The sequence below is a fragment of the Paenibacillus sp. AGC31 genome, from assembly GCF_057334655.1.
Map to the genome: position 1 here is coordinate 68,402 of NZ_JBHFJH010000036.1, position 18,673 is coordinate 87,074.

22 protein-coding genes are annotated in these 18,673 nt (G+C 41.5%); 7 read left to right on the forward strand and 15 right to left on the reverse strand.

Annotated elements, in window-relative coordinates:
- Window positions 1-86 precede the first annotated feature (86 nt).
- From ACE04G_RS22900 to ACE04G_RS22920, 5 genes are all read right to left on the reverse strand, one after another.
- Window positions 87-326, reverse strand: a complete 240-nt coding sequence (locus ACE04G_RS22900) for an ankyrin repeat domain-containing protein (protein WP_486094864.1) — start codon at window positions 324-326, stop codon at window positions 87-89.
- Between the two features lie 105 nt (window positions 327-431).
- A complete protein-coding gene (locus ACE04G_RS22905) occupies window positions 432-1,511 on the reverse strand; it encodes an RES family NAD+ phosphorylase (RefSeq protein WP_449004839.1) in 1,080 nt (359 codons plus the stop codon).
- Window positions 1,508-2,449, reverse strand: a complete 942-nt coding sequence (locus tag ACE04G_RS22910) for a sce7725 family protein (RefSeq protein WP_449004838.1) — start codon at window positions 2,447-2,449, stop codon at window positions 1,508-1,510. The genes ACE04G_RS22905 and ACE04G_RS22910 overlap by 4 nt, the downstream gene beginning before the upstream one ends.
- Before the next feature lie 4 nt (window positions 2,450-2,453).
- Complete coding sequence (locus ACE04G_RS22915) at window positions 2,454-3,296, reverse strand: sce7726 family protein (protein ID WP_449004837.1); 843 nt, start codon at window positions 3,294-3,296, stop codon at window positions 2,454-2,456.
- Between the two features lie 159 nt (window positions 3,297-3,455).
- Complete coding sequence (locus ACE04G_RS22920) at window positions 3,456-3,725, reverse strand: DUF6809 family protein (protein WP_449004836.1); 270 nt, start codon at window positions 3,723-3,725, stop codon at window positions 3,456-3,458.
- Window positions 3,726-3,854: 129 nt separating this feature from the next.
- Between ACE04G_RS22920 and ACE04G_RS22925 the strand changes: the two genes are divergently transcribed.
- On the forward strand, window positions 3,855-4,064 hold the full coding sequence (locus ACE04G_RS22925) for a helix-turn-helix domain-containing protein (protein WP_449004835.1): 210 nt from the start codon (window positions 3,855-3,857) through the stop codon (window positions 4,062-4,064).
- An 82-nt stretch (window positions 4,065-4,146) separates the two neighbouring features.
- Window positions 4,147-5,127 (forward strand): serine hydrolase domain-containing protein, encoded by a 981-nt coding sequence (locus tag ACE04G_RS22930; RefSeq protein ID WP_449004834.1) that lies wholly within the window; start codon window positions 4,147-4,149, stop codon window positions 5,125-5,127.
- Between the two features lie 84 nt (window positions 5,128-5,211).
- On the opposite strand, the gene ACE04G_RS22935 is transcribed toward ACE04G_RS22930, so the two are convergent.
- Together ACE04G_RS22935 and ACE04G_RS22940 are read right to left on the reverse strand one after the other, a co-directional pair.
- A complete protein-coding gene (locus ACE04G_RS22935; protein ID WP_221820484.1) occupies window positions 5,212-6,234 on the reverse strand; it encodes a serine hydrolase domain-containing protein in 1,023 nt (340 codons plus the stop codon).
- A gap of 142 nt (window positions 6,235-6,376) precedes the next feature.
- Complete coding sequence (locus ACE04G_RS22940; RefSeq protein ID WP_486094869.1) at window positions 6,377-6,985, reverse strand: TetR/AcrR family transcriptional regulator; 609 nt, start codon at window positions 6,983-6,985, stop codon at window positions 6,377-6,379.
- Window positions 6,986-7,154: 169 nt separating this feature from the next.
- Here ACE04G_RS22940 and ACE04G_RS22945 point away from each other — a divergent pair, with 169 nt between their 5' ends.
- The gene (locus ACE04G_RS22945) at window positions 7,155-8,093 is read left to right on the forward strand and encodes an alpha/beta fold hydrolase (RefSeq protein ID WP_449004833.1); all 939 of its coding nucleotides are present in this window, start codon (window positions 7,155-7,157) and stop codon (window positions 8,091-8,093) included.
- Between the two features lie 141 nt (window positions 8,094-8,234).
- Here ACE04G_RS22945 and ACE04G_RS22950 read toward each other — a convergent pair whose 3' ends face one another.
- Entirely contained in the window at window positions 8,235-8,963 is a 729-nt protein-coding gene (locus tag ACE04G_RS22950; protein WP_221820478.1) for a DUF1361 domain-containing protein, read from the reverse strand.
- Between the two features lie 29 nt (window positions 8,964-8,992).
- Window positions 8,993-9,529 carry a hypothetical protein gene (locus ACE04G_RS22955; RefSeq protein WP_339304738.1) on the reverse strand — a complete coding sequence of 179 codons (537 nt, stop codon included), beginning with the start codon at window positions 9,527-9,529 and terminating at the stop codon, window positions 8,993-8,995.
- A gap of 143 nt (window positions 9,530-9,672) precedes the next feature.
- Between ACE04G_RS22955 and ACE04G_RS22960 the strand changes: the two genes are divergently transcribed.
- The gene (locus tag ACE04G_RS22960) at window positions 9,673-10,314 is read left to right on the forward strand and encodes a spore coat protein (RefSeq protein ID WP_397376252.1); all 642 of its coding nucleotides are present in this window, start codon (window positions 9,673-9,675) and stop codon (window positions 10,312-10,314) included.
- Window positions 10,315-10,555: 241 nt separating this feature from the next.
- Window positions 10,556-11,509, forward strand: a complete 954-nt coding sequence (locus ACE04G_RS22965) for a hypothetical protein (protein ID WP_221820472.1) — start codon at window positions 10,556-10,558, stop codon at window positions 11,507-11,509.
- A gap of 99 nt (window positions 11,510-11,608) precedes the next feature.
- Here the strand turns inward: ACE04G_RS22965 and ACE04G_RS22970 are convergent, their stop codons facing one another.
- Window positions 11,609-12,544: a sigma-70 family RNA polymerase sigma factor gene (locus ACE04G_RS22970; RefSeq protein WP_221820471.1), complete on the reverse strand. Its 936-nt coding sequence runs from the start codon at window positions 12,542-12,544 to the stop codon at window positions 11,609-11,611.
- A gap of 32 nt (window positions 12,545-12,576) precedes the next feature.
- Window positions 12,577-13,023, reverse strand: coding sequence for a carboxymuconolactone decarboxylase family protein (locus ACE04G_RS22975; RefSeq protein WP_221820469.1), 447 nt, complete (start codon window positions 13,021-13,023; stop codon window positions 12,577-12,579).
- A 408-nt stretch (window positions 13,024-13,431) separates the two neighbouring features.
- Between ACE04G_RS22975 and ACE04G_RS22980 the strand changes: the two genes are divergently transcribed.
- Window positions 13,432-14,478 carry an aromatic ring-hydroxylating oxygenase subunit alpha gene (locus ACE04G_RS22980; RefSeq protein WP_221820467.1) on the forward strand — a complete coding sequence of 349 codons (1,047 nt, stop codon included), beginning with the start codon at window positions 13,432-13,434 and terminating at the stop codon, window positions 14,476-14,478.
- A 469-nt stretch (window positions 14,479-14,947) separates the two neighbouring features.
- Here ACE04G_RS22980 and ACE04G_RS22985 read toward each other — a convergent pair whose 3' ends face one another.
- Together ACE04G_RS22985 and ACE04G_RS22990 are read right to left on the reverse strand one after the other, a co-directional pair.
- Entirely contained in the window at window positions 14,948-15,841 is an 894-nt protein-coding gene (locus ACE04G_RS22985) for a cupin domain-containing protein (RefSeq protein WP_486094873.1), read from the reverse strand.
- 164 nt (window positions 15,842-16,005) lie between these two features.
- Window positions 16,006-17,043, reverse strand: coding sequence for a leucine-rich repeat domain-containing protein (locus ACE04G_RS22990; RefSeq protein ID WP_221820463.1), 1,038 nt, complete (start codon window positions 17,041-17,043; stop codon window positions 16,006-16,008).
- A gap of 109 nt (window positions 17,044-17,152) precedes the next feature.
- Here ACE04G_RS22990 and ACE04G_RS22995 point away from each other — a divergent pair, with 109 nt between their 5' ends.
- Window positions 17,153-17,494, forward strand: coding sequence for a hypothetical protein (locus ACE04G_RS22995; RefSeq protein WP_339304742.1), 342 nt, complete (start codon window positions 17,153-17,155; stop codon window positions 17,492-17,494).
- 102 nt (window positions 17,495-17,596) lie between these two features.
- Here the strand turns inward: ACE04G_RS22995 and ACE04G_RS23000 are convergent, their stop codons facing one another.
- Together ACE04G_RS23000 and ACE04G_RS23005 are read right to left on the reverse strand one after the other, a co-directional pair.
- Window positions 17,597-18,202 carry an SMI1/KNR4 family protein gene (locus tag ACE04G_RS23000; RefSeq protein ID WP_260632695.1) on the reverse strand — a complete coding sequence of 202 codons (606 nt, stop codon included), beginning with the start codon at window positions 18,200-18,202 and terminating at the stop codon, window positions 17,597-17,599.
- Window positions 18,203-18,223: 21 nt separating this feature from the next.
- Window positions 18,224-18,646, reverse strand: coding sequence for a hypothetical protein (locus ACE04G_RS23005; RefSeq protein WP_221820568.1), 423 nt, complete (start codon window positions 18,644-18,646; stop codon window positions 18,224-18,226).
- Between the last annotated feature and the right edge of the window lie 27 nt (window positions 18,647-18,673).

Below are 18,673 nucleotides of genomic sequence, written 5' to 3' on the forward strand. Positions count from 1 at the left end.
TTCCTATATTGGCTGTTCATAATGGTAAAAACCTCTTCCATATGTTCATAGGAAAGAGGTTAATAGAAAGTTCGTATACAATCCACCTAATTCAAGAAATGCTCTACAGTTGAAACAGGATCTGCCAAGAACTCTTCAAATACTGCCATCAGGATAGACGGTTTATTTTTGGCATTCAGATTAACTCCATGCTCCACCAACAACTTAACCACTTCTGGTTGATTGCAGATTAAGGCAAGATCGAGTGGCGTCAATGCTATGTATTTACTGAGCGTAATCTCTTCTTCGAGATCCATTTCTTTTACTGCACCGGCTATCTCCCTCATATATTGCCCTAGAATAATCAGGAAACGTCTCAAACGATCCTTCATTTCCGATATTGAACAAGATAGTTCCCCCCCTACATGCAAAATAACAATATGATTTTATTATTATCTTACTTGAGGCACATGACTGTAATTTACTTCTTTAATTTTGACTACTGAAACCTCTGTGCATTCTAACAATTCTTGATTAAATATTGCCATATTTCTCCCTCCTTCGTGCAACGTACTTGTATATTCAATCCCTTGAAAACCTCTGCTTTTAATAAAATCACTTATATACTGTGTAGGAAGATAATCCAATGCACTATCCTGTCTTCTAAGAGGTTTAGCTATTTCTCTACCTATCTTTTCTAAATGCTTTCTGTTAACCGCATGCTGAGAAAAATCAATAATATCAATTGTTTTAAAGGGACTTATTTGATGTAAATTCATCAAATCAACTATAGTAATATCCTCCAATAACTTAAACTTTCCTATAGTAACGTAATCATGAGCTCCCGCCCTGATTTCTCGTATAGTTGTTTCTCTATCATCAGATACGTACAAACAACTAATACCTGATGCATTGACCCTCCCATCTGAAGCAAGATGCATAGGAGGAGCGCCCATTTTATCTAAAGTTAATCCATCTGAGTTAGAAATTCTTGCTCTGAAAAAAGTTTCATTTTTTGAATATGATTTTTGAGAGAATTTTAGAAAAAGTTCAAAAACATCCAGATTAAAGTAGTCAGTGTGAAATCTATTATGATGTTTTATTCCTTTAACAAAATCCTCCCACGTATTATTTTTTAATATTGAGTTTTTTATGTAGTCGTCCTTGTGCAGTGAAATAATTCCAACAGGTTCATCAAAGAGATCTGGATCTTCAAGATATTTCTGAAAACATATACTTTTCATTAATGGGCCTATCTTTTCTTTATCAATATTGAAAATATTCCATCTTTCATACAAATCATTGCGCAGAAAATCACGCTCTTCTTTAGGAAAACCTTCTGGAAGCAGGCTCGTAGACCTATAAACTTCAAGAAGCCCTTCAAATAATTGAATTAAATCCTTATTGGGCTCTGTAGTGTCATAGACAAAAGTATTTCGTCTATCACAAACTTCGCAATCACCTGTATTATGCAATGACTTAATGACATCTTTTATCTCAGGGTCTTTGAAGCAAAATGAACAACAAATCATTGTTTCACCTCATCCAAATAACGACTAATTAATTCAAAATGATGCATTACAGAAAGTTTTTTCACTGTTCCTAATCCCGGATAAGTCCCGTTATCATAATGATATCGAAATTGGTTAAGTCCGTAAGTGTTAATGGAGGAAAGTTCGTAACACTCTACTAATTTTTTTAGCGCTTCTCCAAATTTTCCAGCTGGATCTCTGGTATCTTTGTTCGAGTCCGATACAAAATGCTTGATTCTTAAATTCTTATTGACGTCAAAATAAACAATATGAATTGCTACAGCATAAGGAGCAAATCCAGCTTCGCTATATTCTGCTCCAATAATTGAATAATCAGCAAATCCCTCATAACCTTCATCCATAAAGTACAAATGATCATCTGAATAAAATTCGTCTTCTATTTTAGTATAATCCGTGTTTCTTGATTGCTTGATAAACTTATCTCTAAACAGTATCCTATTTTTTTTAACCGTTCTTCTATAAATACTTTCATCAGGGACAAGATTATACTTAGGATGAAGTATTGAAAAATCTAAGGAAAAGTCATTTAAATATTCTCTTGAATCATGAATAAGAATAATTTCATCGTTATTAAGATTTTCTAATGATAACTGCTGATTTAATTCTGTTTTGAAATTTTCGTTTGTTACATAACAATTAACAAGATATGGACTACGCATAATTTCTTTGTATGCTTCAGAAAATCTATTCTCATTTCCCTCATCGAAATTATCTAAAAAATTTCCGACTTTTGGATTTTGTACAATCCCTAGTAGTCGATTTTCTCTAGTGTAATGCTCCATCGTTTTTATCAATGTTGGAGAGAGTTTCAAAGGTTCTATAATAGGAAAGATATTCTCTCCAATTAATTTGTTCTCCAATAACTCTCTTAATGCTATTAATTCAAATTGCTTGGCTCTTAGGTATGGAAAATACATATTTTTACCCCCTATATTCACTATCTAAAAATGCACTAAGTTCAACATAATCTTTCTTTTTGTAATCTGAGAAATAAACTAGACTTTTAAGAGGTAATGGGACACTCTTAAACCACTCCACCTCCTTAACATTCCGTAACTTTAGCTCTTCTAATACGAATTTATAAGCAAGATGGATATCAATGCTCATAAATAGATTATAGCAGTTTTTGTAATGATCAAATTGGTTAGATTGGGGAATTCCACCAAATATTTTTTTTATAATTCTTTCATATTCGCTTTTCCTTAATAACTTAAAAATAGCCTGATGACTAAGCATTGTGTTGTTTTCAATAGGTTTTTTTCGAATACTAAGTGTATCTTTTTTTGTTAACACATAAATTCCTACGGGAGTATAATTCAATAAATTATTTAGTTTATTATAGTTTGATTCACACGTTACAACACATACATGATTAAATGCACTATAGTAATCATTAACCTGACTTTTCAATCTATCAAAAGAATCCAGTTCTGTTTTAATTTCATAAACTACTGCTTTACCATTTATCAGAATAAAATCCGCTTTAGATTTCTCAATAGGAATTTCGCTTAATGCTACAGTAGTTTTCAAACTATGTTTACCAAGTAATAACTTATTAAGAAGTGTGTTTTTATAATAATATTCATTACGATATCTCGTTTTCAAAAAATTATAAAGCTCTTCAACAACAAAAATGTTATTAATACTTCCAATATTATTTAAGTACTTATTCATACAAGCAGTGTAGTTCTCATTTTCTCTTCCATTTAACAAATCCTTAAAAGTCCTCTGTGTAAAAACTTTACCTAAAATTGTGTTATTCAATTAAATTCACCTTACCTTTGAAATCAATATAACTCATTACAAAATCAATTCGTATACCTTTTGTTTCTCAAGCATAATGCATAGAATTTATCGTTTCCACTACTTATCTAAAAAACATCTCAATACTTACACAAATTATCTATTTTTTTGTTGAACGCATTAGCTTGTGAGACCACTCTCGATCATAATCAACGTCCCAATTTTGAATCCACTCGCAAAAGCCTCTTTTGAATGCATAGAGTGAACTTGATCCGTCATATCTAATAGTTCCTCCAACTGTTTAAAGTCATCCTCCGAGAGCTTTTTCTGAAATTTTTCGATATTAACTGTAATCTCCTTGTTAATAGATCGATACTCCGAATCTTTAGGGACAATATTCTCTTCTGGTCTCAAATTACCATAATAGATCTCTTCTAATATACTTTTCATTTCAATCCCTCCCTAATAATCTTTTCACAGTAAAAGCTCATTAATTAGCTTGGTTTAATTTTATGCGAAAACCGCATAAATATCAATATGCAGTTTCCGCATAGAGTAAGCTGATCAAGGGTGATATTTATGTATATAAGAATTCGTGATCTAAGAGAAGATAAAGATCTGACTCAACAACAAATGGCTAAAATGCTGAAAATTTCTCAAACAACATATTCTCGTTATGAAACTGGCGCTTTAGATATTCCAAGCCTTGTACTTATCAAGTTGTCTGAATTCCATAATGTGAGTGTAGACTATATACTGGGACAAACTAACAATCCAAAACGATGTTAAGTCTACATCCTTCAAATGCTCTAGAGCGATAACAGGCTATCACAAAAAAACTTGTACAAATCAACCGCACAGAAAGGACACTATGAATCCTTCATCACTGTCATCCAAGTTACAACAGATCATTCCTCCGCTGGATCTGCGAAGCTGCCTCGTCAGCGTGCGCGGTGAGATTATGTACGAACACTACCGCAACCACGAGGCTGCGACCGATATTGCAAAAGTCAATTCATGTACCAAGAGTGTGCTATCCGCGCTCATCTGTATAGCGATGGATAAAGGTTTGTTGCCAGAGGCATCAACCCCAATCTCCACCTTTTTTCCACAGTTGACATCCGATCCTGATCCGCGTAAACCTTCGATCACACTGGAACAACTGCTTACCATGACAGCTGGATTCAACTGGGACGAGTTCGGCGGGCAGAATTCATTCCCTCGCATGACCCGCACCGATCATTGGGTGGATTTTGCATTGGAACAACGCTTAAGTCATGAACCAGGTACATATATGGAATACAATTCAGGAGTATCACAGATTCTATCCGCCATCCTGATGCAAAATGCAGGTATGGACGTAGCCGAGTTCGCAGAACATTATCTTTTTGGCCCGCTGGGAATTAAGGATTATGAATGGGAACATGACCCTCAAGGTTTGCATACAGGTGGGTTCGGTCTTAAGTTGTTACCCGTAGATCTGCTGAAATTCGGTCAGCTGTTTCTACAACAAGGGATGTGGGAGGGTGAGTCTCTCATTTCAAGTGATCTCGTTTCCCGTTCGACACAACCTTTCATTACAGTCACTCCACCGAATCGCGGCAGTTATGCTTGGCATTGGTGGGTGGATGTCTATCCGAACGAAAGGTCTGACTCCGAAAATATTGCTGCTGAAGACGACAAACCCAATCTCCATTATTATTACGCGCGAGGATTTGGTGGTCAGTATGTATATATTGTCCCAGAGCTCGAACTTGTTACGGTGTTAACCAATGACAAACGAAAGAAAGAGAAACCTCCGCTGGATGTTTTTCCTCGATTAATCGCCCCTGAGCTATGGAAAATGTTATAAACGGAGAACAATCCTTCTATCCTGTTTGACAATGAACCCCCAACCTTGTGGCCATAACCAGCCCATAGGTTGAGGGTTTATTCGTCATGCCAAAGCTTCTTCTATAGCAATTGTTATTGGATAAGGACCAGACTCTTGATTAGAGAGCACAACCAGTTGTAGATCATAGTCCGGATACACGGAAGACATGAACGACACACCTGGATCGAACCCCATAACATGAAATTTGAAAATGTCTTCCCCCTTGCGGTCAATCCAGATACCCTGCCCATAGTACTCTTCATCCTCTTGATGAGCATGTGGAGTTAATAACTGCTGTGTCGTCTCTTCATTTAACAATTGGTGACCCAGTAAAGCATCCCAGAATCGAATCATATCCGGTGCCGTAACATAGGCTCCACCATCTGATCCACCTTTGACAGGAATGGAGAACATATTAGTGTTCCAAGAGCCATCTTCATGATCGATATACCCTAAAGCTGTGTTACGCGGAAGCTGATCTGTTAAGAAATAACCGGAGTCCTTCATGCCACACCTTTTGAAAATGTGCTCCTCCACATAATCTGTAAACGACAGTCCTGAATGTTGCTCCACGATAAGCCCCAACACAATGAAACCCGCATTATTGTAATGAAAACGTTCACCCGGCTCAGACTTCATTGGCAAATGTTGAAACATGGGCAGAAAGTCACTTAATCGCCGCATCGCGTAAACGGGTCTGTCTTTCCATAATTCTGAAAAGTCTTCCATCACTTCTTCATCGAAATAATCCGGAATGCCTGACGTGTGTGTTAACAACTGTTGAATGGTAATTCCTTCGTTCCATAGTGGAAACTCCACATCCAATACATCCGTAAGCTTGGAATCAGCAGACAATTTACCCGCTTCAATTAGTTGGCATATACTCACTGCCGTGAAAATCTTACATCCTGATGCAATTCCAAAGCGTGTGTCCACCTGATTGGCAAGCTCTTCACTGCGATTCGCATAACCACGTTTCATATTCAAAAGGGTTTTCCCGGCTTGCTGGAGTAATACAACACCCGAAAAATTCACGCGTTCCATGACTTCTTCCACTTTTGTTGTCAGCTCTACTGCATTCAACATTTTGTTGTTCACCTGCTTGTCTATGTATTTATTACTTTCTCATTCTTAATTCTTCGTCATATCCTGCATACCTGCCAAATTTTCATAAAAAGAAGGATTACTCCTTATAAAAGGAAATAACCCTTCTTCAGACAACGTAAGATTAAGTTTGACATAGCATGCTCAAATGCTGATCAATCACTTGTTCCACTCGTTTTACCGTAAGTCTATCTGGCTGCATTAACATATGAATGGCGAGTCCATCCACAAGAGCATATAACTTCTCTATCTCCATCTCAGCATCCAGTTCAGGATGTGTCATCCCCTGCTTCTGCAACTCCTCTATCACCCATTGAACCGATCGATACATCCCCTGATGCATCTGATCACTTAACTTTTTTAATTCGGGGTACACCAATAATTTGGCTGTAAACGAAAACCAGACCTCCATTTCCATCATTCTGTCTTCGTCCAACGGGAGAAATTGCAAGAGCAGATTCTTCATATCCAGCAGTACAGATCCACTCATCTGTAATGCCTCCACCCTTTTCTGTACCCGTTCTGCAAAAAGATTCATGCAAAAGGTGAACAATTCGGCCTGTGTGGCAAAATAATGACGCATGGAACCTACAGATAGTCCCGCTTCCTTTGCTATATTCCGAACGGTAGCATGCTCAAGTCCATGCTCTTGAATGACCCGGATTGCTGCATCAGCAACGATTTTCCTTTGAGCTTCATGATCTACGATTTTTGGCATGACAACATTATACAACAAACTTCTCTTTTTGTAATACACTGTGCTATAATCTTTTTAATACATTGTACTAAAATATAAAAACAGCTGTAGGAGAGGAATTCATAAGATCATGCATACAACTACCCCAGCCTCAAAAAGCAAGAAATTCAGGTTTTCCATCTTCATAATAAGGTTATTCTGCACAATGCTACTACTGATCGGTGCCGCATTCCTCTATGAGTGGTTTGCTTCGTCGCAGGCCAAAAAGGACTTTCCACCTCCAGGTACGTTAGTTCAAGTCGGCGGTTACCAACTACACATTCATAAACAAGGCAATGGTTCACCGACCATACTTATGGAGGCTGGAAGTGGTGAGACCAGTTTGTCGTGGAGGGACATTCCTGCGGAACTAGCCCAACATGCAACGGTGGTCACGTATGATCGCGCAGGATATGCCTGGAGTGAATCTGCACCTACAGAACGTACAGGTGCAAATATCGTCAAAGATTTACATGCAGCTCTGGAGAAGGAGAACATACGCGGCCCTTACGTTATGGTAGGTCATTCACTTGGGGGGATGTATGCCAGACTCTTTGCACAGACCTATTCAAATGAGGTTCAGAGCCTTGTCCTCATTGATGCGAGACCTGAGGATGATGAACAGAATACAAAGGCTCTGTTGGAACAGGCTCAGTTTCAGGGAAACCCGCCTGCCTCCTTGTTATCTTTACTGAAGGTATCTGGAGCTTTCAGATTATTTCCAGACTTTATGCTTGATGGTCTGGTTGCCAAGCAAGATCGGGATACCTTTGTTAATGTGATTGCTACCCCTTCCTATTTTCACGCCAAAGAAGAAGAAGCCCTCCTCGCCCATTCAACAGAAGATGCCATTCGTGGCCAAAGTCTTGGATCAATCCCTGTACGTATCATTGCACGAGGACGTCCTCAAGACTATGCTAGTGCAGGGATTTCGATTGAAATTGGGCAGAAGCTCGAATCCATATGGCAATCGGGACAACGGAACATGTTGAATATATCGAAGGATAGTCAGCTCATTGTGGCCACCCGCAGTGGGCATATGATTATTCACGATGAACCTGAACTGGTTGTGAAAACAATCCTTGAGCTAATCTCTGATAAGTAGAGGTATTTTTCTTCAGAACATCCTCCGCTCGATCCAATGTTAAAGGGCTGTTCCAATAGCCATGTGTATGACTTGGAACAGCCCTTCAAGCAATGTACATTAAGATTAGATCTAATAAGTTCGGCTTTTTTAAAAAATATGTTAGCGTAACGCTTGCAGGTCCGACTCTGGACTCCCTGCACTATTCTTCATTTCACGGGGAGACCTCGTATTGATCAGATAATACAATGTGACATAGATTGTAGTGATAAACGTGCCAAAAAACAGGCAAAACGCCAGAGACGGGCGGCTTACACTCTCGTGCATCAGTTCAATCAGCGTCTCGCGATTCGTCAGTGCATCCCAGCTATTCAGTCGATATACACGTCCAAGCAATACCCCGTAACTTCCCAAAGCACAGCCTGCCAGTACAAAGATCCAGGATGCCCAGCGCCCAATTCGGTGAAAGATCACTTCCTGAAGCTGATACATCGACAGGAATCCAAGCAGAAGTCCAGTCCAGACAAACATTAATACAACACTCAAGTCGTACCAATACGTGTAGTCCACTCCGTTCCCACCATAATACCGGGAACTCCTCGCTGTCAGATGAACCAGATCCGTAACAATATAAGAGGAGTTCGGGAAAAACAACAACCACAGCAGACCACTTGCGACTGCAAGCCATGCGGCACCTTTCCATTTCACATTACTTAGAAGATAGGCTGCATAAGAGAACACAAAAGGAATCCAGCCCAAGAACAGATTCCAGATCAGGAAGCGGAAATAACGCTGATCCAGCCAATCTGCGGCTACATAGTACAACCCAAGCGTTACTATTGTGACCACACTAAGGAAAATAAATATGCGAATATAATTCAGTTTTCTCAATGATTCTGACCTCACTTGGTAAAATTCAATTAGTTTCGAAAATAGCGGATGATTTCTTCCTTATTCTTTTCAACACGCAAATTCAATCCACGCTTATCCTTTAATCCATACTGTTGTAATTCATGGCCTGGATCAATCACCAACGGTTTAGTTGCCACATCGACCAGCAAGTCCATCGTCAATTGATAGGTTTCCCGTAACTTGTCCATCGACAGAGAGGATTCATACCGTTTAATCAGCTCAATCAGACGTTCAGCATACACGAGACGAACCATACTGTCCGCACTCTTCAATTGTCTTGAAGCAAATGCAGTAATTGCCGTAACAATTGTCGGTTCTGTCCGATGTTTGGCAATCAAAGCAAGTTCATCCACCGCATCCCAATTCATGATAGACAGCTCGGAACTTAATTGTTGAATTCGCTCCCCTATCCATTGTTCCTCTAACTCTTGGGGTACGTCCCATCGCTTATAGTCTGCATACACGCCTTCTCGATGCATCTGTATAGCGCTCCCGTAATGTTTGACGAACAAATCCTTTGCTACACTCCAATGGGTCTCTTCCATCTTTCTTTAACCACCACCATACCTGTTCCTATTTGTGCTTACGCTTTTATCCATACACAATACATAAATTTACTACTCTCCAAGCATACTAGAATCATACCATTTACCAAAGGAGAATCAAATTTACAATGAATCCAAATTCCATGAACCCTCAGAATTTAGTACAACCCACATTAAATGCTAATCCAAATGTCACCCCTAACATGAATCATGGCGGCCATGAGATGTTCGATGTGCATGAGATTCTGTCCTCCACCATTAACGTGCTGGATCAATACATGATCTTTCGTACATTTGTGCAGAGCCAGGAACTGATTGGCATTCTGGACCGGCAGTACAATTTCATCTTATCCCAGTACAATCTGACAGCAGAGTGTTTTGCATCCGGACAGAAGCCTCATGAAGAGACGGCAACCTACATGATCCCCAACATCGTACCACCGGTATATGGCCTTAAGCCATCAGCACCGAAAAAGCCAAATCAGAGCTTGGCTGATGTAAAGGATGCCGGCATTAGCGGTCATATGCTGGGACTGATCAAATCACATGCCAGTCTGCTCGGCATGACCTGCAACGAGATCACAAATGGAACGGTTCGCCGAGTCGTCGCTTCGCAGATCCAGCATTTTATCGAGATGGCCTATGAAATTTTCATGTTCCAGAATAAAAACGCCTATTATCAAGTACCTCAACTCACTCCAAGTGATACACAACAGATGCTTCAGGCATACATTCCAGCAACCGGAGCACCTCAGATGCCTATTAACAATAAACCACTTCATTAATTAGAAAATAAAATCCGCTTCCCCAGAACAGTCTCTTCAACCCATGCGGGTTTTAGGGGCTGTTCTTTAATGATTTGTACTCATTTTCCTACTGAAGACACTTGATTCGCTTACCAGAAACTGGTTTAATCAAAGACAAAACCGTACATATTCAACATACGGATCATACATATAAAATACGGTGAAATGCGGTTATACGAGAATTCAAATGGCTTTTTCTTCATTATGGGGAGGTATACAAATGAGATGGAATCAACCTGCTAAACTGGGTTTACTGGCTATGGCTCTCGGCTGTACTGCCATTGGCGCAATAATCACACCTTCAACAACACTAGCTGCACCTGTTCCCGCTTCCAAAGCGGTGTATCATCAATTCCAAGCCTATCGAACAGAAGCAGTAAAGTCCACAGAAAGTCTGGTTAAAGCGCGTAAATACTTGATGAATCATATCGATAAAGTCGACCCTTGGCAGGCCACACTAATGACACTGCAATTGGAGAACATGCAGAACGTGAAATTGGCTGATATGGATCACCAAATGTATACGGAACAATTTCAGCAGGCCATATCTCAAGCCCATGAACAACTTGGTTACGAACAGAAGCTTACATATAGTCGTCTGCTCAAAGAAATTAAAGATCCGACCGTGAAGAAACTTTTGCAGGAAGCTTCAGATCTCGGGTTCAAACTGGAAACCAGTGAAGGCTTGTATTACCCCATCATCAATTATGAGATATATCAAAAGTTCAAACCTTTTGTTAAGGCTGATATTGCTGCATACATTGATATTATGGCTACCGAGTCCAACCAAATGACAACTTCAGATGGGGGCATTATCATCTCTTGGAACGAATTAATCCAGCGTGCATTGGAGAAAGAAGCCTTTTTGAACAACTATCCGAATTCCAATCGCACATCAGCAGTGAAGCAAGGGTTATTTGTGGATTATCTCTTTTACGGAAGTGACAACACGCCTGCTTATGATTGGTACACGGATGAAGAAATCCGCACCATGGACCCTGAGGTGAAACAGGCTTACGAGAAAACTTTGGCTTACCGGGAGCACAATACGCAGAGTCTTCTTCTGGACACTATGGAAAAGATTTTACTGGTCCTCAATCAGAACAATGATGAGCTTACACCTGAAGTCAGAGCAATCATTGAACCTGTTCAACAACAATTTGCCCGTGAATGATCGGATGCTGAATCGCAAAATGTGAATGCCAAAAAAGCGGCAGTCCTCGAGACAGAGGTTGCCGCTTTTAAGTTTACATATCAAGTCCCTACGTTTGGATCAAAGAGTTGAAGTGTCTATTGATGTAAGTTTGTTCGGATTTACAACGAGATACACGCCCTCAATCCGCTCTCCGGAAGCGTCCAACTCCAAACAGAGTACCTCGGACAACTGCCCTTCTTTCATCAATGCGAGTTGAAGCTCGCCATTGATCCACATGGGTACCCATTCTCTTTCACGCAATCGCGTAAGGACACGCCGTGAGGTCAGGAGTGCAAGCACACCTTTGTGCACGTTCATTGTTCTCATAACCGTATGCACAACGCCACCTCCATCTGCTGTAAATACAGGCTGATCCGCCAGTAACTCGAGCATGGCAGAGATGTCATAACGAAGGAATGCCGTTGTAAAACGGCTCAGCAATTCACCTTTGGCTATCATATCCGCATCACTCTGCTCGATCGGTGGTAGTCTTTCGGGCAGATTTCGTCTGGCACGGCTAAAGATTTGACGGCAGTTACTCTCCGTTTTGCCCAGCCAATCCGCTATTTCGGCATAATCATATCGGAACGCTTCACGAAGGACAAAAACAGCCCTCTCCATGGGCGATAGACGCTCCAACATGACCAGATAGGCGTAGGAAATCAGTTCTTTTTTCTCCATCGTTTCCTCTGGCATGTTCGCCTCTACACTGTCACCTATCGGCTCTGGCAGCCACTCACCAACATAACTTTCCCGCTGATTACGCGCGGAATTTAGCAGATTTAAGCTTCGGTTCACGACCAATCTGGCGATGTAGGACTTGGGATTTCGAATATCCTGAGCAGACGTGCTCTGAATCCCCGCAAAACAATCCTGCACAATATCTTCAGCTTCTACCACACTACCCAACATGCGGTAAGCTATTGAAAATGCATATTCTTTATAACGAATATACAACTCACCAACATCCAGAGAAGACACTTCTGGCTCATTGGCGTGGAGATTGGAATTCATAAGAAGCCTCCTCTGGCGTGGTACGTGTATTTTTAGTTAAAGCAACCCGGATACATCCCAGTTGTAATCGCAATTCGGTTCCAGTTATTAATCGTGTTAATGGCCAGGATCAGATCCACCAGTTCGGATTCACTGAAATGTTCACGAACCTTATCGTACAACGCAAGGGGTACGCCCTGTTCCGAGATTAGAGTCACAGCTTCAGCCAGCTCCAGCATAACACGTTCTTGATCCGTGAAGAAAGGCACTTCACGCCACACACTCAGCAAAAGAATATGATCCGCATAATCTCCCAGTTTCATCAGATCTTTGGCATGCATATCGAGACAAAAGGCGCAGCCATTAATCTGGGACACTCGGATTTTTAACAACTCATACAATACTTTATTTTCAAATTGCCCGGAAATATATTGCTCCATTGCCATCATCGCTTTAAATGCGCCTGGACTCACTGCTCTGTAATTCGTTCTTAAATTCATTTCTCATTCGCCTCCGTTATTTGGTTTACATACTGTAGACAAATGACAGCCGGGATCTGTGACATTTTTTGCGAAAATCTTTTTATGCCCACAAGGATTTCAGCTCAACTAACAAATATTCACACTGAGATTCTGATGCCAGGACAACCTCCATGGAGTCAATAATCAGTAATGGAAAAACATACTAAAAGGTTGTTCTCTTTTTTACAATTAACATCTGACGTAATGTAAATCCGAAAATTTCCGTATTCATGTACTGTTTTAGCTGTACCGTTTGTGATTTCAACCAAAAGTAGGTTGGATATATTGATACTTTGACCAAAAGAGTAGTAACATACGGCTAATCAAGTTAACTTTTCTGACATAAAAAAGCGAATCGTTTATCCATATCAGCAAGGAGTGTTTCCTATGATAACTTCCAACGCAAACCATACGATGACTTCCGAATTACCTAGAGGGTGTACGTTCACTGCTGAAGACTGGCATGTATTATCCCAATATTGGTACCCGGTAGCACAGGTAACCGAAGTAACAGACAAACCCCTGGCTGCTCAATTACTGGATGTGAAGCTGGTTCTCTATCGCAGTAATGATCAGATTGTGGTAGCCAAGGATCTTTGTTTTCACCGCGGGGCTCCACTTAGCAAAGGCTGGGTAGAAAATGGTGAGATTGTCTGCCCTTATCACGGTTTCCGTTATAATTGTGAAGGAAAATGTACTGCAGTACCTGCACACCCAAGCTCCAAGATCTCGCCCAAGCTCAAACTCATTGTGTACCCGGCAGTCGAACGTTATGGCTTAATATGGACCACACTGGCCGGAACAGAAGAACAGATCCCCTCCTTCCCTGGATGGGATGATCCAGATTATATCAATATTTTGCCACCCAACTTTGACATTGCTGGTTCCTCTGGACGTCAAATGGAGGGTTTCCTGGATGTATCCCATTTTGCCTATGTGCATACCGAAACGTTTGGTGACCGAAACAACACAGAAGTCCCCCAATATAAAGTGAAACGCGAAGGTAATGAGTTACTGGCCGAGTATTGGAGTACGGTAAGTAACTATGGCAAAGGGCAAGATCTTGTTGCACCTGAAGGTTTCCAATGGCTGCGCGAGTTTAGAGTGTTCCCACCTTTTGCGGCTTCTCTTACGGTACATTTCCCAGGAGACGACAAGCTGAATATTCTGAATTGTGCTTCGCCGATCTCTGCTCGTTATACACGTTTATTCTGTCCAATCACACGCAACTTTGACAAAGACGCTCCAATTGAAGACACAATCAAGTTCAACTTGCAGGTATTTGAAGAAGACCGCGAGATGGTCGAGTCACAGAAACCGGAGGATCTGCCCCTTGATCTGCATGCCGAGGCCCATATTCCCGCAGACCGTACTTCGATTGCTTATCGTCAATTATTAACGGAGCTTGGCTTGGGACGAAATTACACATCATAAATTATATAGGTGTTCTTCTTTAACCTCAGGCAAGTTATCGATGATGCATGTCAGCGCCTAAAAGTCTTGAAGTACCATCCTGCGGACTCTGGGGGAATGTGTTGAAAATTTTCTTAGGAACTCAGGACATCTAATTTGGCCTCTAGGTTCTCTTTTTAAATTGTAAGGAATCTCAGACTCGTTATTTCCCAAAATTCCCCGATAAAACACTTCATACGGCTGTTTATTCTGATATAACGTGTCTCAGATTCTTTAGATTTCTGGGCACGCTTCAAATCAATGATTAAGACGCCTACGATTCGTTAGCACTCCATGCTCCCGGACACGTTCAGGTATGCATCGGCTTTCAACAGATTTGAAGACACCTTTAATCAAAAAAAAAGAAGCGTTCCTTCGCGGACGCTTCTTTTGCTTTACCTAATTTAATTGAAGTACCTATGTGTATTAAATAAACCTTGCCTCATTAACGTCATCTTTCCTCTTGATTATTCGTATTCATAGGAAGCTCTCTATAATACGGACAGCCCGGCTCATGAATAATACGTGGATCAACCCAAGTGCCCCAATACGGAAGACGGTTCACGTAAGGTTGCATGTTTGGTTGGTTGTTTGGCTGTGTGTTGGGCTGCATGTTTGGTTGTACATTGGGTTGTGTGTTTGGTTGTGTGTTTGGTTGTGTGTTTGGTTGTGTGTTTGGTTGTGTGTTTGGTTGTGTGTTTGGTTGTGTGTTTGGTTGTGTGTTTGGTTGCATGTTTGGCTGTACATTCGGCATTACGTAAGGCTGATGATTCACATTTGGAGCACTGTTAGAGACAGGGGCAGTTGAAGCCTGGCAATCTGCCGGTGGGCCAATAATCACTGTTTTTTGGATGGGGGCGAGCGCTTCTTGAACTTTTGTCTCGTCCAGACAGTACGTATGAGCCAGAACATTCGCAGGGGTAAGACGCAAGATGTCTGAGCCAAATATCGCTTCAGGCACAGGTGCATCGAAGATCGCCAGTAAGTGTGTATGATCTACAGTAGCCATTTCATAGTGCCACCAACCTTGAGGTACATTAGCCACCTGCCCTGGAGTAATCGGGAAATGAAGCAATTCATTGGTAAACGGATTAATGAGGGACACGACGGCCGAACCGCTGATGCAGTATACCAGTTCAGTTGCATTCTGATGAATGTGTGGTTCAACCACATTGCCAGTGCTGAGGAAAATATCCAGTAAAGAAGCATTGCCCAATGTGTTCAACTGTTTGATGGAAAGTGCGTTAATATAGTTGTTCTCGTCCTTTTTGAATAACGGATTTTTGCTCAAATCGTAAGTAAATTCGGTGGTTGGTAAAGTAAAATCCATATATGAGGTTGCCAAAATAAAACGCCTGCCCTTCGCTCTCGGTTTAGGTCATAACCTATATCCCAGCTTATGCCCAGCGCCCAGATTCGTGAGCCCATTTCCGCCAAGTTATCGTCGCATAACAAATATCCCTGACTCGGACATCCCGAGCAGGGCTCTATTTGTTACTAAGATTCTGCTCAGTCGGGGAAGTCCTCGCAACTAATCCCTAATGGAGTACTATTCAAATTTACACTCTGAAGCCAACTCATTCGCTTGACCATGTCTGGCATTCCCTCGATCAAACCATTAGTTACACTCAAATAACGTAGTTTTTTTAGTTTCTCCAGTTCAGGCGGAAGCTCACGTATGCCCGAGTAGCCAATATCCAGATTTACGAGTTCGCTCAATTCACCAATCTCGGATGGAATATGTTTCAGACCAAGATCCGACTTTTCCTTTGGCTTCCACCCGGTAGGAACATGATAAGAACTACCGCAATAAATTCTAAGCTCTCGAAGTTGTTTCAATTTTCCAATGTCTTGGTGAATACCTTCCAAATCCGCAGTCATGATCTCCAATTCTTCCAATGAAGTCAGTTCAAAAAGGGCTGGAGGAAGCGTATAAACATCCTGCTCAAAAATCGTCAAACGTTTCAAGTGCTTTAATTCCCGAATACGTTCCGGAATCTCTTTCAAGTAATGTGAACTAATATTCAGCACATCCGTCTGATGTCTAATCGCATCGTCCAGTAAGCAATGAATGTCCTGATGCCGATCTAATCTAAAAAACAACCCAGTGATTCGCTCCATTAGCTCAATCGCTTCTTCTTGTGTAATATGCATGCCATACATATTCTCATGAGCAACAGTGTAGAAGTAGTCACTTCCATCCTCGTTCAGAAAACAAAGATCATCTGGCATTGAGGGATATAACCAGTCATGAAAGCGGTTGGCTTCCTCCTTAAGGATCTGCCCTGATTCCGGCGTGCAACGATATATGTAATAAATCCCCTCTGAATAAATGGCGCCACTTTTCATCATCATTTCTTCCATATTACTGCTTTCAATTAGATAGGGCTCCAGTCTCTGTAACACTTTGGCAACTCTTTTAGGTGTAGCTTCTTTAGCATATTTTCTGTCTACCAGCATGAAACGATCTGCCTTCTCGATCAATTCGTCAATCAACAGTTCATAGGCAGTCCCTCTTGGATCAGTGTGAAAAGCTACGGCTACCATATGTTCCCCCTCATTACTCTATAATTCATTAATATTCAATCTGCTGTATCATCTGAAACCACTGTGGCATAGGCTGATATCATCAATCCAGTCATTGGAGGCTTATTACATGGCATACGGCCCTGGTTCAGTTTCATCCCCGCAACCTGCGGGTTATCCTTACCCTTATTATCCACCACCTCCGCCACCCTCACCGTATCCTTACCCTTATCCGTATCCATACCCGCCCATCGTTCCTGTTCCACTACCATATCCGATCGGTGGTCCTTGGTGGCATGGTGGATATCCAGGTGGTGGTTACCCCGGTGGTGGCTATCCCGGTGGACACCCTGGTCATTTCCCAGGAAGTGGTTATCCAGGCGGACCTCACGGCGGTGGACCTGGTGGTCCCGGTGGACACGGAGGACCTATAGGCGGAGGATTTCACGGACATCGTTTCTTTCAGTGGTAATCGTAGTCATTAGACTTATACAAGGTCAGTTACAAATTAGATGAAGGAGCTGCTTCGGCAGCTTCTTTATTATTGAAGGAATTGTCTAATCGTGCAGGACTTTTAATACGTAATCTCATCCATCGTCTTCAAATTACGGTTCGACATAACGAGCAGATCAGTGAAAGTAGGCGTTAGGAAATAAACAAAGTCCGGATCGTGTACGTACATAATAATCTGTCCATACGTCCCTTCCTCCGTCGGATCAAAATCGAGCATCAGATACAGTGAACCTCCGGCGATCGTTGCAAAAGGAATCCATGGTTTATGGAACAGGTATGGCTCGATCTCCGGGTCCAACTGGCTGATCTCCTCCTCAGAATAGTACTCTTCAAGCTTCTCATCCACTTCACAGAAGTATTGTTTGGTCTCTCGAATCTCTTCCAATGACATCAGATAAAAGGGTGTACATCGACCCTCCTCGGCATCCCCTGGGTATAGCACATGCAACCCGTAACCACTGCCATCTTTCCTTTGATAAAAGGTACGAAAATCGCCAGGTAGCCTGACGCCATACTCCTTTTCGAATAGATCCAGACTTTCCTCGGATGCACCTTCCCGATGTTGATATTCTTCGAACAATTGCCGAATCTCTTGATCCTGTATTCTCTCATTTAACAAGTGATTCAGCTCATCCATTAACACATTTAATGATACATTCGGCTCCAATCTCACCACACCTCCCCTATCTCAGTTCTTCTCTTCTTGTAGATACTGATGATATCCCCAAAACGCTTCTTCCTCTCCGCCGCCTTCAATCAGAATCATGACTGCATAAGATAACAAATTAAGCCATTCTTCCATCAACGCCACCTGTTCGTCCAAAATGAGGTTGTTGCTACGAAGCATACCCTCAGGTTCAACGGCCCAGGCACGTGCCATATGAGTAATTCCCCATAGACATGCCATGACTTCCCGATCCAGTGAAAGCTGTGCAAGTTCTGGTGCCAGAACCCGCAGTATCTCCATCAACTCATGAAAATTCTCCTCAATTAATTGTCCACGGAAGGGCCGCAGACTGCCAATAAAACCGTTCTCCATCTTGGGATGACTCAGATCATCATAGGAAAAGGAATGACATTTTAATAACGTTACAGCCTCTTCACGTTCCATTCGTTCACCCCTTTGCAGGTTGTCATG

Bases quoted from the DNA above. Each gene is read 5' to 3' on its own strand.
- ACE04G_RS22900 (WP_486094864.1), bottom strand. From the start codon at position 326: ATGAGGGAGATAGCCGGTGCAGTAAAAGAAATGGATCTCGAAGAAGAG.
- ACE04G_RS22905 (WP_449004839.1), bottom strand. From the start codon at position 1,511: ATGATTTGTTGTTCATTTTGCTTCAAAGACCCTGAGATAAAAGATGTC.
- ACE04G_RS22910 (WP_449004838.1), bottom strand. From the start codon at position 2,449: ATGTATTTTCCATACCTAAGAGCCAAGCAATTTGAATTAATAGCATTA.
- ACE04G_RS22920 (WP_449004836.1), bottom strand. From the start codon at position 3,725: ATGAAAAGTATATTAGAAGAGATCTATTATGGTAATTTGAGACCAGAA.
- ACE04G_RS22925 (WP_449004835.1), top strand. From the start codon at position 3,855: ATGTATATAAGAATTCGTGATCTAAGAGAAGATAAAGATCTGACTCAA.
- ACE04G_RS22930 (WP_449004834.1), top strand. From the start codon at position 4,147: ATGAATCCTTCATCACTGTCATCCAAGTTACAACAGATCATTCCTCCG.
- ACE04G_RS22935 (WP_221820484.1), bottom strand. From the start codon at position 6,234: ATGTTGAATGCAGTAGAGCTGACAACAAAAGTGGAAGAAGTCATGGAA.
- ACE04G_RS22945 (WP_449004833.1), top strand. From the start codon at position 7,155: ATGCTACTACTGATCGGTGCCGCATTCCTCTATGAGTGGTTTGCTTCG.
- ACE04G_RS22955 (WP_339304738.1), bottom strand. From the start codon at position 9,529: ATGGAAGAGACCCATTGGAGTGTAGCAAAGGATTTGTTCGTCAAACAT.
- ACE04G_RS22960 (WP_397376252.1), top strand. From the start codon at position 9,673: ATGAACCCTCAGAATTTAGTACAACCCACATTAAATGCTAATCCAAAT.
- ACE04G_RS22965 (WP_221820472.1), top strand. From the start codon at position 10,556: ATGAGATGGAATCAACCTGCTAAACTGGGTTTACTGGCTATGGCTCTC.
- ACE04G_RS22970 (WP_221820471.1), bottom strand. From the start codon at position 12,544: ATGAATTCCAATCTCCACGCCAATGAGCCAGAAGTGTCTTCTCTGGAT.
- ACE04G_RS22975 (WP_221820469.1), bottom strand. From the start codon at position 13,023: ATGAATTTAAGAACGAATTACAGAGCAGTGAGTCCAGGCGCATTTAAA.
- ACE04G_RS22980 (WP_221820467.1), top strand. From the start codon at position 13,432: ATGATAACTTCCAACGCAAACCATACGATGACTTCCGAATTACCTAGA.
- ACE04G_RS22990 (WP_221820463.1), bottom strand. From the start codon at position 17,043: ATGGTAGCCGTAGCTTTTCACACTGATCCAAGAGGGACTGCCTATGAA.
- ACE04G_RS22995 (WP_339304742.1), top strand. From the start codon at position 17,153: ATGGCATACGGCCCTGGTTCAGTTTCATCCCCGCAACCTGCGGGTTAT.
- ACE04G_RS23005 (WP_221820568.1), bottom strand. From the start codon at position 18,646: ATGGAACGTGAAGAGGCTGTAACGTTATTAAAATGTCATTCCTTTTCC.